The organism is Sphingomonas sp. SORGH_AS_0950, assembly GCF_030818415.1.
Classification (GTDB): Bacteria; Pseudomonadota; Alphaproteobacteria; order Sphingomonadales; family Sphingomonadaceae; genus Sphingomonas.
In genome coordinates, this window is the sequence record NZ_JAUTAE010000001.1 from 1436017 (window position 1) to 1448377 (window position 12361).

General features: G+C 66.4%; 8 protein-coding genes. 4 read left to right on the forward strand and 4 right to left on the reverse strand.

Annotated features, from left to right (window positions below):
- Positions 1 to 16 precede the first annotated feature (16 nt).
- On the reverse strand, positions 17 to 1006 hold the full coding sequence (locus tag QE385_RS06125; protein WP_307100057.1) for an RcnB family protein: 990 nt from the start codon (positions 1004 to 1006) through the stop codon (positions 17 to 19).
- A 126-nt stretch (positions 1007 to 1132) separates the two neighbouring features.
- Positions 1133 to 1624, reverse strand: a complete 492-nt coding sequence (locus QE385_RS06130) for a GAF domain-containing protein (RefSeq protein ID WP_307104596.1) — start codon at positions 1622 to 1624, stop codon at positions 1133 to 1135.
- Positions 1625 to 1737: 113 nt separating this feature from the next.
- On the opposite strand from QE385_RS06130, the gene QE385_RS06135 reads away from it, so the two are divergent.
- Genes QE385_RS06135 through QE385_RS06145 form a run of 3 tightly spaced genes read left to right on the forward strand, consistent with a single transcriptional unit; the run spans position 1738 to position 4201 of the window.
- Complete coding sequence (locus tag QE385_RS06135; RefSeq protein WP_307104598.1) at positions 1738 to 2628, forward strand: 2-dehydro-3-deoxygalactonokinase; 891 nt, start codon at positions 1738 to 1740, stop codon at positions 2626 to 2628.
- Positions 2625 to 3254, forward strand: a complete 630-nt coding sequence (locus QE385_RS06140) for a 2-dehydro-3-deoxy-6-phosphogalactonate aldolase (protein WP_307100060.1) — start codon at positions 2625 to 2627, stop codon at positions 3252 to 3254. Before QE385_RS06135 ends, QE385_RS06140 begins: the two co-directional genes overlap by 4 nt.
- Before the next feature lie 5 nt (positions 3255 to 3259).
- Positions 3260 to 4201 carry a Gfo/Idh/MocA family protein gene (locus QE385_RS06145; protein WP_307100062.1) on the forward strand — a complete coding sequence of 314 codons (942 nt, stop codon included), beginning with the start codon at positions 3260 to 3262 and terminating at the stop codon, positions 4199 to 4201.
- A gap of 166 nt (positions 4202 to 4367) precedes the next feature.
- Here QE385_RS06145 and QE385_RS06150 read toward each other — a convergent pair whose 3' ends face one another.
- Both QE385_RS06150 and QE385_RS06155 read right to left on the reverse strand, forming a co-directional pair.
- Positions 4368 to 7454 carry a TonB-dependent receptor domain-containing protein gene (locus tag QE385_RS06150; protein WP_307100064.1) on the reverse strand — a complete coding sequence of 1029 codons (3087 nt, stop codon included), beginning with the start codon at positions 7452 to 7454 and terminating at the stop codon, positions 4368 to 4370.
- A 447-nt stretch (positions 7455 to 7901) separates the two neighbouring features.
- Positions 7902 to 10958, reverse strand: a complete 3057-nt coding sequence (locus tag QE385_RS06155; protein ID WP_307100067.1) for a TonB-dependent receptor domain-containing protein — start codon at positions 10956 to 10958, stop codon at positions 7902 to 7904.
- Positions 10959 to 11317: 359 nt separating this feature from the next.
- Between QE385_RS06155 and QE385_RS06160 the strand changes: the two genes are divergently transcribed.
- Entirely contained in the window at positions 11318 to 12349 is a 1032-nt protein-coding gene (locus QE385_RS06160; RefSeq protein ID WP_307100069.1) for a N(4)-(beta-N-acetylglucosaminyl)-L-asparaginase, read from the forward strand.
- Positions 12350 to 12361: the final 12 nt, after the last annotated feature.

Here is a 12361-nt window from a genome sequence, read left to right on the forward strand (position 1 = left end):
CCCCTGGGGGAAGGCTTCAGCGACGGACCAGCTTGCTCCGTATCCGCGCCCGGCGCGGGGCCTGGCGCACGACTTCGGTCGTGGTGGTCGTCGTTGTCGTGGTAACAGGTGCCCCCTGTACCACAATCGTTGTCACTGTGGGAGCGGGATAATAATAGCCGCTATCATAATAAGCTGGCTGGCCTTCGGCGAGCGTGCCGACGGTCGTCGTGGTGGTCACGGTGGTCCCGTCCCGCGTCACGATGCGCCGCCCCATGGCCGGCGGTGGAGGCGGCGGGGGCGGATAGTCGCCGGGATAGCCATAATCCGGTGCGCCGTAATCGTCATGGCCCGGCGGCATCCGACGCCGCCGATCCTCTGCCCGGTCGATGGCATAGCCCGCCACCGCGCCGACGCCCGCGCCGATCAGCGTCCCGCCCAGCCGGTCGCCGCGCCCCGCCACCAGATTGCCCGCGACACCCCCGGCGACCGCGCCGATCGCCGCGCCGCCCAGCCCGTCGTCACGCCGAACCGGCGGGGGCGGCGGCGGATAGCCACCGGCATGGCCCGCCCGCCCCGCTCCGTCCCAATCGACGTCATGGACGCTGTCATAGACCGCCCCGCGCGGATCGATCAGGACCGCGTCGTCATAGTAACGTGTCCAGCGATAACCGACCGGCGGCTGCGGCAGGCGATAGACCGCCCAGTCGGACACGCCGAAACGCGGGCTGTTCCAATAGCCCGGCACGACCATCCCGCGCACCGGCCGACGATAGGCGGGCCAGCCGCCGGGCGCATTGGCCCCGCCCCACCAGCGTCCGCCCACCTTGCTGCCCCAGCGATCCGGGCGGACCGGCGGCACGCCGACCGTGCTGGTCGAGACGATCGGGGCCGCCACCGGCCCGGACGCGGCGTCGAGGCCGGGGCGCGGATAGCTGGCCCCGGCCCGGCCGGGCCCCTGCGCCGCGACCGGCGCGCCGAACGCCAGGGCCAGCGTAAGGGCGATCAGAGGCGAGGTGGTGCGCATGGCGTAAAATTCCCCTGTATCAATGCGAAGGACGTCCCCTAAACGCCTTTGCCGAAACACGCTTTGATACCAGCGCGCCACCCTCGCCGATAGCGCCGCCCCGCGTCCCGAATCGGATCAGCCGGGTCAGTCGGCCGCCGCCAGTCGCGGCGCGAGCAGCGTCACCAGCGCCTCGCACCCCGCCTGATCCTCGGCATCGAAACGGCTGGGCTCGGGGCTGTCGAGATCGAGGACACCGATCACCCGGCCGTCATGCAGGACCGGGACGACCAGTTCCGACCGGCTGGCCGCGTCGCAGGCAATATGGCCCGGAAAGGCATGGACATCGTCCACCCGCTGCGTCTCGCGGGTCGCGACCGCGGCACCGCACACGCCCTTGCCCACCGGGATCCGGATGCACGCCGCCTTGCCCTGAAACGGGCCGAGCACCAGCTCGCCACCCACCATGCGGTAGAAACCGGCCCAGTTGAGATCGGGCAGATATTGCCAGATCAACGCCGAGGCATTGGCCATGTTGGCGACCGTATCCGCCTCTCCGGCGGTCAGCGCGTCGAGCGCGGCATGGAGGTCGCGGTAAAGCTCCGCCTTGGATCCGGCGGCGATATCGAATTGGTACATATCCCGAATGTAGGCGGGTGCGGGCGCGACGTCATCCCCCGCCGACCAGCTTGCGCCGGGCATTTTATTGTCCTACAAATCGCACAACAAGATAAGGAGAGGCCGTGCCCACCGTGCCATCAGACGTGACGCCCGCCTATATCGCGATCGACTGGGGCACCACCAACCGCCGCCTCTATATCCTGGCCGATGACGGCACGATGCTGGACACGGTGCGCGACGATCGCGGCGTGTTGTCGATGCAGCCGGATGCCTATCCCGATGAGATCGCCGCGATCCGGACGCGGTTCGGCAAGCTGCCGATCGTCGCGGCGGGGATGGTCGGGTCGACGCGCGGCTGGCGCGAGGCGGCCTATGTCCCCGCCCCGGCGGATCTGGCGATGCTGGCCGGTGCGGCGACCCGCATCGCCGAACAGGACGTCACCATCGTCCCCGGCATCTCGCTGCTGACCGCGACCCGCGCCGACGTGATGCGGGGCGAGGAGGTGCAGGTGCTGGGCGCGATCGCCGCCGGGCTCGCCCCCGCCGACGCGCTGTTCGCGCAGCCGGGAACGCACAACAAATGGGTGCATACCCGGGACGGCCGGATCACCGACTTCGCCACCACCATGACCGGCGAGCTGTTCGCGCTGGTCAAGGGGCATGGCATATTGGCGGGGATGCTCGATGGGCCCGTGGCGGACGGCCCCGCCTTTCGCGACGGCCTGGCGCGTGGCTTCGGCGCGTGCGACCTGACGGCGGCGCTGTTCGGGGTGCGCGCCTCGGTCCTGCTCGGCCGGATCGCGCCCGAGGACGCGGCGGCCTATGCCAGCGGACTGCTGATCGGCAGCGACATCGGCGCGGTGCCGGACATGGCGGGGCGCACCGTCCACCTTCTGTCCAGCGGCCTGCTCGCCGACCTCTACACCATCGGGATCGCGGCGCGGGGCGGCACCGTCGTCGCGCACGACAGCCATGCCGGTTTCCTCGCCGGACTTCACGCCATTCGGGAGCATTTGTCATGACCGACCCCGCCGCACGGTTCGCCACCGCCTTTGCCGCCTGCCCGCTCGTCGCAATCCTGCGCGGCCTGACCCCGGACGAGGCGATCCCCGTCGCCGACGCACTGGTCGAAGCGGGATTCACGCTGATCGAGGTGCCGCTGAACTCGCCCCAGCCCTATGACAGCATCGCCGCCATCGCGGCGCATGTCGGAAACAAGGCGATCGTGGGCGCGGGCACCGTGCTGACCACCGAGCAGGTCGACCGGGTGAAGGCGGCGGGCGGCACGCTGATCGTCTCGCCCAACACCGACACGCAAGTCATCGCGCACAGCGTGGCGGAAGGGCTGATCTCGCTGCCCGGCTATTTCACCCCGTCCGAGGCCTTTGCCGCCCTGAAGGCGGGCGCGCACGGCCTGAAGCTGTTCCCGGCCGAGGGCGCTTCGCCGACTTTCCTGAAGGCGCAGCGCGCCGTCCTGCCGCGCGAGGTCGCGGTGCTGGCGGTCGGCGGGATCACGCCCGACAACATGGCCGAATGGCGCGCGCATGGCGCGGACGGCTTCGGCCTGGGCTCCAACCTCTATCGCGCGGGCAAGCCGGCGGCGGATGTCGCCGTGTCGGCGCGCGCTTATGTCGAAAAGGCACGCTGATACCGATGACCGACACGATCCGCCTCGCGCTGGTCGGCATGGGCAAGATCGCCCATGACCAGCATGTCCCCGCCATTGCGGGCAATCCGGCCTTCGAACTGGTCGCCACCGTCAGCCGCTCGCCCAATGGGGTCGACGGCGTGCCGCATTTCCACGACATCGCGGAACTCGCGCAAAGCGACGTGACGGTCGATGCGGTGGCGCTGTGCACCCCGCCGCAGGTCCGCCACGCCATCGCCGCCGCCGCGCTGGAGAACAACTGGCACGTCTTCCTCGAAAAGCCGCCGGGCGCGACACTGGCCGAGGTGGCGGTGCTGGAGGAGCTGGCGGCCAAGGCGGGCGTGACGCTGTTCGCCAGCTGGCATTCCCGCTACGCATTGGGGGTCGAGCCCGCGCGCGAATGGCTGTCCGCCCGCAAGGTCACGTCGGCCGCGATCACCTGGCGCGAGGATGTGCGGCAATGGCATCCGGGCCAGGCCTGGATCTGGGAAGCGGGCGGCTTCGGCGTGTTCGATCCGGGCATCAACGCGCTGTCGATCGCGACGCACATCATGCCCCAGCCCTTCTTCATCGAACGCGCGACGCTGGACTTCCCCGCCAATCGCGACGCGCCGATCGCCGCCGACGTGGCGTTTCGCACGACCGACGGCACGCCGGTCACGCTCGACCTGGACTGGCGGCAGGAGGGGCATCAAAGCTGGGACATCGTCGTCGAGACGACCGACGGCACGCTCAGGCTGGCCGAGGGCGGCGCGGTGCTGACCCTGCCCGACGGTTCGACCCCGCATCGCGAAGAGGGGCTGCACGGCGAATATCCGGGGCTCTATGCCCGCTTCGCCGAACTGGTGAAGGGCGGCCGCTCGGACGTCGACATCGCCCCGCTGCGCCACGTCGCCGACGCCTTCATGCGCGGCAAGCGGCGCGAGGTTGAGGATTTCGTGGAGTAAACCGAACCTCGGTTCAGCCTGAGCGAGGTCGAAGCAGGAACAGCGTCCCGACTTCACTCGACGGGAGCGGTCGGGGAGTGACATGAAAAAGGCCGACTGCCCCATCGGGCGGTCGGCCTTTTTCCTTTAGGCGAAGGCGGGATGCCGAAGCACCCCGCCCCTGTCATCAGAAGTTGATGGTCGTCCCGATCGAGATCTGGCGACCGAGTGCATCGTAACGCTGCGGCGCGGTGTTCGCACGCGACAGGGCCACGGTGTACGAGTTCGGAATGATCGGCGGGTTCTTGTCGAACAGGTTGTTCGCGATGATGCGGAACGCGAACTGCCGCGCGATATTCCAGGTCAGGGCCAGGTCGAAATAGCTCTGCGGCGCGATCCGGGCATAGGTGTTGCGGAAATTGGCGGCGGTCCCGCCGATATCCGCATTGCCCGAATTATAGGCCGTGGTGAGCGATCCCGTATAGCGCCAGTTGAACGAGGCGTTGAACGTGTTGTCCGCCGTCGTCCAGGTGGTGCGCAGGCCGTGCACCCACTTCGGGACCAGCTGGCCGCAGGCGATGCCGTTCGAGAAATAGCCCGCACAGTTATACTGGCTGCGCAACGGCGAGTCCTGGCCACCGGCCAGCGTGGTGAGTGAGCCGTTGAAGTTCCAGTCGAGGCGCCCCGCCCCGCCAAGGCCCAGCGTGTACTGGCCCTGGAAATCCCAACCATAGGCCAGCGAACGATAGAAGTTCGTCGTACCCTGACGGATGAAGCCGCTGGTCGGGTTGTTGGCAGGCGCATTGCCGATCGATCCGGTCGTCGGATCGCGCACGATCCCCTGACAGAAATAGGGGTCGCCATTGGACGCCAGACAGCCGTTCAGGAAGTAGTCCGCGCCGTTGTAGCTCAGCGAGTTGACGATGCGGATCTGATAGCGATCGACCGAGAAGACCAGGCCGGGCACGAAGCTGGGCTTCACGATCAGGCCATAGGTCAGCGTGTAGGCCGTCTCCGGGTCCGCCGTATAGCCGCCGGTGCGCACCGTGCAGCCCTCGGTCGGGCAGAGCAGCGACGTGCTGCCGTACAGGTTATCGGCCAGGCCGGTCTTGCGGCACAGATCGCGCGAGGCGAGCGGAGCGGTCGTGACCGTACCATCGGCCTGCGTACGCTGCACGGGAGCGCAGAAGTCGGTCAGCGTGCTGTTCCGACCATAGCGGATCGCCGTCGCCTGCTGGATCTCGTTCACGGTCGGCGCGCGCTGCGCCTTGTTGTACGAGGCACGAAAGGTCAGGTCCGACACCGGCGCATAGATGCCCTCGATCTTCCAAGTCGAGAAGGTCTTGGGATTCGAGCTGTACTTGGAGACGCGGAAGCCGCCATTGGTCTGCAGCAGATGCGCAAACGGCTTGTCCTGGATCAGCGGCGCCTGGAGCTCGATGTTCGATTCCCAGACGTCCTGACGCAGGTCGCTGCGGCTGTCGCCATTCTGGCTGATATAGACGTCGTTGGCGGTCGAGATCAGGCGATCCTTGCGGTACTCGGCACCCAGCGAAATGGCGAGGCCGTCATTGGCCCAAGGCGTCTTGATGCCATATTTGGTCAGGTCGCCGGTCACCGTGCTGATGACGTCGTACAGGATGCCGACCTGGCCATTGACGCCGCTCTGGCTACCCGGCCCGTTGAACAGATAGTTGGTCAGCGCGCTGTTGCCGGTTCCGGCGCGGAAGGCATCGAAGGGGACGCAGGCGCTGTCGCCGCCGTTCAGGTTCGACACGCAGGTCGGCGTGCCATTGACGTTGACCACGTTCAGCGAGCGATTGACCCGGTCGGGATCGGCGAAGGGCGAGTTGCGCAGATCCTGCTGGTTGCGCGCGTAGACGCCGCCGATATCGTAGGTCCAGGCATCGCCCACCTTACCGCGCAGGCCGCCGGTCGCCCGGATGCCCTGGTTGATATAGGTATCGACCAGATAGGGCTGTCCGTTGAAACGATAGCGAACCTCTAGCGGGACCGAATTGGTCGCGCCCGAAGCGCAGCCCAGCGCACCCGCCTGCCCCGCCGACAGGAATGGGTTGTTGCAGTTCACCTGATAGGGCGTCGAACCATAGACGGTATAGCTGTAGACGCGCAGCGGGCTGGGGTTGATCGACTTGTCGCGGAACCAGATGGCGTCGCCATACAATTCGAATTCCGGCGCGATCTGGAAGCTCAGGAAGCCGCCCGCGGTATAACGCTCGCTCTGACGCTGGAAGGAATAGTCGTCATAGGGGTTAGCCGCGACGCCCGGGCGTGGCCCATAGGAGACGAAGCTGCGCGTCCCGTCCGGATTGTTGACATAGGCGGTCCCGGAGTTCGGCCCCGAACGCGGCGAGATATAGCCGGCGGGCGAATAGGTCGACACCGGCGAACAACTCAGCGGGCCGTCCTTGCTGGTCTGCGCGAGCGGGCACGCCGCGATCGAGCGATCGCCGGTGCGAACCAATTCGGCGGTGCGATAGTTGACGAATGCAGAGACCTTCAGTCGATCGTCGAGCAGCTTCTTGCCTGCGGTCAACGTGACATCGGCTCGGCCGCCGTCATTGGTCAGGCCGAGAGGGGTGCTGAAGCCCACGCCACGCGCCAGCGGCGTGACGATGTTGCTCTTGTTCAGGTGATTGTAGAAGTTGTAGTTCGCGTCGACCCGAAGACCGTCGAAATCCTTGCGCAGGATGAAGTTCACGACGCCCGACACGGCGTCCGAACCATAGACCGACGACGCGCCGCCCGACAGGATGTCGACGCGCTGGAGCAGCGAGGCAGGGATGATGCCCGTGTCCTGCCCGTTCATCGTGCCCAGCCGCTTGCCGTCAAGCAGCACCAACGTCCGCTCGAAGCCCAGGCTGCGCAGCTTGATCCGCTGGCGACCGTCGGAATCCTGATAATTCTGCTGCGCGTCGGGCGCGATCTGCGGCAGGCGGTTCAGAACCTCTTCGACGTTCAGCGGTGCCTGCGCCTGGATATCCTGCGCGGTGACCGAGGTGATCGGCGAGGCCGAGGCAAGATTCGGACGAGCGATGCGGGTGCCCGTCACGATGACGTCGCCATCGTTCGACGCCTGCGGCGTGCCGGTGATCGCCGCCACGCGGGTTTGCGCGGCTTTGGCGCTGGACGACGCGGCTTCGTCGGGATTTGCCTGTGCGGTCGGATCGGTCTGCTGAGCCAGCGCCGGTACGGCGATCAGCATGGTGCTGGCTGACAGAGCGAGCCAGGATATCGGGTGAAGCAGCTTCATTCGGTTACCCCCTTTTTTCGCCGAGAGCGTTTTCGCTTAAATCGGCGCGTTACTAAAACAGTACAGCCAGGGGCATTCGGTCAATAACCTAGGAATACCGATTTATAATCTTATGGCGTTTCGCCAACGCTTGTTGCAATTCCGCAACAAAAAATCATGGCAAATAAGGCTTTGAAAACAAACGATTAAACCACAGGTTAAACGAACAGCACCGAATTTGCGTTTGATTATCAGTGACTTAATATCAGTCGCAGCGACCTGCGAGATGGTTGCTCGATCGAAAACCCGCCCCTCTATTTTTTAGTACCTGTTGAACTCAATATAGTACCAATATGAGATATATTGGCCGTAGATCGCCTGCAAAAAAGGCCGATCGTCCGCAGGGACGACCGGCCTTTTCCATTCGGGGATCGGCGCAGTGCCGGGGCACTCCGCCGGGGGCGTGGATCAGAAGTTGATCGTCGTCCCGATCGCGATGTTGCGACCCAGCGTGTCGTAACGCTGCGGGATGGTGTTGGTCCGCGCCAGGCTGATATTGTACGAATCCGGCACGATCGGCGCGGACTTGTCGAACAGGTTGTTCGCGATCAGGCGCAGCGAGAACTGCTTGGCGATCGCGAAGTTGAGCGCCAGGTCGAAATAATTCTGCGGCGCGACGCGGTAATAGTTGGTCAGCGCCCGCTCCGGCGTGCCGCCGATCGCGGAGTCGCCCGAATTGTTGGCGTTGGTCAGCGAGCCGACATAGCGCCAGTTGAGCGATGCGCTGAACTTCTTGTCGACCGTGGTGTAGGTCGTGCGCAGGCCATGGCTCCACTTCGGGATCAGCTGGCCGCAGCCATTGCCGTAATAGCCCGCACAGTTGCGCTCGGGCTGAAGCGGCGAGTCCTGGCCACCGGCGGCGGTGGTCAGCGAGCCGTTGAAGCCGAAGTCCAGACGGCCGATCGATTCCAGGGTCAGCGCATATTGCGCCTGGAAGTCCCAGCCCTGCGCGATCGAGGTGTAATAGTTGGTCGTGCCCTGGCGGATATAGCCGCCGTTGAACAGCTGGCCGGTGGTCGCGTTGCGGACGATACCCTGGCAGAAGAACTGGTCGCCGCCCGAACGCAGACAGCCATCGGTGTAATAGCTGTAGTCGTTATAGCCGAGCGAGTTGTCGATCTTGATGCGATAGCGATCGACCGAGAAGACCAGCCCCTTGATGAAGCGCGGCTTCACGACCAGGCCATAGGTCTGGGTATAGGCGGTTTCCGGATCGGCGGTGAAGCCGCCCGAACGCACCGCGCAGGCGCTGCTGCCGTTGGGCGTGGTGCCGTTGCTGCACAACAGGTCGCGGCTGCCGTACAGCGCGTCCGACAGGCCGGTGGCGCGGCAGACCTCACGCGATGCGATCGGCGCGCCATAGGTGACGCCATTGGCGCCGGTGGTCACGGTCGGGGCGCAGAAGTCGGTGAAGGTGCCCGATCCGCCGCCCACGAACTCGACATTGCTCGCCTGGCGGATCTCGACCACGGTCGGCGCGCGCTGCGCCTTGTTGAACGAGGCGCGGAAGGTCAGGTCGCTGACCGGGGCATAGACGCCCTCGATCTTCCAGGTGTTGAACGCCTTGGGATTGCTGCTGTACTTCGAGACGCGGTAGCCGCCATTGACCTGCACCAGCTCGGCAAAGGGCTTGTGCTCGATCAGCGGGGCCTGGACCTCGATATTGGCCTCGACCACATCCTGGCTGAGGTTCGTGTCGGTGCCGCCCAGCGCGGCGCGATAGGCGCTGTCGGCGCGCGAGGTCAGCGTGTCCTTGCGATATTCGGTGCCCAGCGCGATCGCCAGACCCTGTTCGGCGAAGGGCGAGGTGATGCCGTACTTGCCGAGGTCGCCGGTGACATTGGCCTGGACGTCGTACAGCGTGCCGGTGGTTTCCGACGTGCCGGTGCCGAACAGATAGTTGATCAGCGCCGGGTTGTTGTTGCCCGCGCTGAAGATGTCGAAGGGCACGCAGCCCGCCGCACCGCTGGCGCAGACCGGGTTGGCCGCCGTGCCGCCGACATTCACCGCATTCTGCAGCGTGCCGGGAACGCGGAAGCTGGGCGTATAGTCCTGATGGTTGCGGGCATAGACGCCGCCGACATCATAGGTCCAGGCGTCGCCCACCTTGCCGCGGACGCCGCCGGTCAGGCGGACGCCGGTGTTGATGAAGGTGTCGGGCCGATCGTTATTCTCGCCCAGGCGATAGGCGAGCGTGACGGGCACGCTGGTCACGCCAGTGGCGCATCCGATCGCGGTCGCCTGCGTCCCCGACAGATAGGGGTTGTTGCAGTTGACGTTGACGGTGCCGCTCGCGATCGTCGGATAGTTGGTGTACGACTTGTCGCGGAACCAGATGCCCGAGGCATAGAGCTCGGCTTCCGGCGCCAGGTCCAGCGTGGCGAAGCCGCCCGCATTCACGCGCTCCGAGGGGCGCTGATAGGCATAGCCGCTGAAATAGTTGGACGCATTGCCCTGCCCCGCGCCGAACGGCACGAAGGTGCGCGTTCCGTCCGGATTGTTGACATATTGCGCGCCCGCATTCGGACCCGACTGGGGCGTGATGAGGCCGCTGGTCGAGCTGCTGGGCGTCAGGCCGCACGACAGCGGGCCGTTGAGCTGCAACTGGGTGAGATAGCAGCCCGCGTTCGAGCGCGAGGTCAGCGCGATCTCGTTGGTCTGGCGATAGTTGACGAAGCCGCTGACGTGCAGCTTGTCGTCGAACAGCTTGGTGCCCGCCGTCAGCGTCAGGTCGGCACGGCCGCCGTCATTGGTCAGGCCCCGCGCGCTGCCGAAGCCGGCGGCGCGCGCCAGCGGCGACACGATCGTGTCCTTGTTGTAATGGTTGAAGAAATTATAGTTGGCGTCGAGCTGAACGCCCTCGAAATCCTTGCGCAGGACGAAGTTGACGACGCCCGCGACCGCGTCCGAGCCATAGACCGACGAGGCGCCGCCGGTCAGCACGTCGACGCGCTGCAACAGCGAGGTCGGGATGATGCCGACGTCCTGGCCGTTCTGGGTGCCCAGCCGCTTGCCGTCGATCAGGACCAGCGTGCGCTCGAAGCCCAGGGTGCGCAGCTTGATGCGCTGGCGACCGTCGGAGTCGTTATAGGTCTGCTGGCTGTCCGGCGCGACCTGCGGCAGACGGTTGAGCACGTCCTCGACATTGACCGCGGCCTGGGCCTGGATGTCCTGGCGCGTGACCGAGGTGATCGGCGCGGCGGAGGCGAGGTTGGGACGGGTGATGCGCGTGCCGGTCACGACGACGTCGCCGCCGCCCGGGCTGGCCTGCGGGGTGCCGGTGATCGCGGCCGAGCGGGTGGCGGCGGCATTCGCGCTCAGATCGCCCGGATTCTGGTCGGCGCCGGTCTGCGGCGCGTCCGCCTGAGCACCGGTTGTTCCGGTCTGCTGCGCGATGGCGGGCGCGGCGAGCATCATCGACGCGGCCGAGAGGGCCAACCATGATGCGGACTGCTGGATTCTCATACGTCTCCCCTAAGGCCCAAGGCTGATTTTGTCGGGCGCGGGAGAAAGACAAACATTTTGAAGAATTTGGTCAATACCTAAACCATACCTTTATGCCCCCAAGGATGGCATTGGCCTGAAACTGTAACCGGAAAGACACAATTATTAACGATTTGAAACCTTTGCATGACGGCACCGCCATATTCCCCGGCGGTCCCTGACGGCCGCATGCCTCCGACTCGCCCACCGGGTGATCGCGACGGTCACGCCGGGGCGGACAATTGGTGTTATATCGGTTTGCAGGCTTGCGGCTCCGCGCGGGGCCGCGCACAATCGGGCGACGAAACGCCCGGCGATCGCGGGCGGGGGGAGCACGCGTGATGAAAGAAGGTCGACGGGGTTTTCTGGGTGGGATCGCCACGCTGGCGGGGATCGGTACGGGACTGGCCGCCGCGCCCGCCCGCGCCTTTGCGCAGGCCGCCGGGCCGCGCGCGACGATCGTGTCGACCTGGGATTTCGGCGCACCGGCCAATGACGCGGCCTTTGCCGCCGGGCGGGCGGGCGGATCGCTGATCGACATGGTCGAGGCTGGGGTGAAGGTGCCCGAGGCCGATCCGAACAACCATTCGGTCGGCTATGGCGGTTACCCGGACCGCGACGGCCATGTCACGCTCGATGCGGTCATCATGGACGATGCGGGCGGCGTCGGCGCGGTCGCCGCGCTGGAGGATACGGTCCATGCCATCTCGGTCGCGCGCGCGGTGATGGAGCATACGCCGCACACCTTCCTGGTCGGCGAGGGCGCGACCCGCTTCGCGCGCGATCGGGGCTTCCCGCGTACCAACCTGCTGACGCCCGAGGCGGAGAAGGCGTGGCGCGAATGGCTGAAGACGCAAAACTATAAGCCCGTCGCCAATAGCGAGACCGGCACCTATGGCGCGGGCCGCCCCGGCACGCCGGGCGGCGCGCTGGACCATGACACGATCGGGATGCTGGCACGCGATGCGAGCGGGCGGATGGCGGGCGCCTGCACGACCTCGGGCATGGCGTTCAAGATGCGCGGGCGCGTGGGCGATTCGCCGCAGGTCGGCTCGGGCCTCTATGTCGAGCGCGGGATCGGCGGCGCGACGTCCACGGGGCTGGGCGAGGAAGTGACCCGCACCGTCGGCACCGCGCGCGTCGTCGCCTCGATGCGCCATGGGCTGAGCCCGCAGGCGGCCTGCGAGGAAGCCGCCAAGCATATCGCCGCCCTGCGCGGCGATGCGATCAAGGGGGTGCAGGTCGGCTTCCTGGCGATGGACACGGCGGGGCGGATCGGCGCCTTCTGCCTGTTGCCGGGCTTTACCTATGCGGTGACGGACGCCGCCGGAAAGACGCGGGTGGAAAAGGCCCCGTCGCTGTTCAAGGCATAACCCACCTCCCCT

Coding starts and splice junctions, on each gene's coding strand:
- QE385_RS06125 (WP_307100057.1), bottom strand. CDS start 1,006: ATGCGCACCACCTCGCCTCTGATCGCCCTTACGCTGGCCCTGGCGTTC.
- QE385_RS06130 (WP_307104596.1), bottom strand. CDS start 1,624: ATGTACCAATTCGATATCGCCGCCGGATCCAAGGCGGAGCTTTACCGC.
- QE385_RS06140 (WP_307100060.1), top strand. CDS start 2,625: ATGACCGACCCCGCCGCACGGTTCGCCACCGCCTTTGCCGCCTGCCCG.
- QE385_RS06145 (WP_307100062.1), top strand. CDS start 3,260: ATGACCGACACGATCCGCCTCGCGCTGGTCGGCATGGGCAAGATCGCC.
- QE385_RS06150 (WP_307100064.1), bottom strand. CDS start 7,454: ATGAAGCTGCTTCACCCGATATCCTGGCTCGCTCTGTCAGCCAGCACC.
- QE385_RS06155 (WP_307100067.1), bottom strand. CDS start 10,958: ATGAGAATCCAGCAGTCCGCATCATGGTTGGCCCTCTCGGCCGCGTCG.
- QE385_RS06160 (WP_307100069.1), top strand. CDS start 11,318: ATGAAAGAAGGTCGACGGGGTTTTCTGGGTGGGATCGCCACGCTGGCG.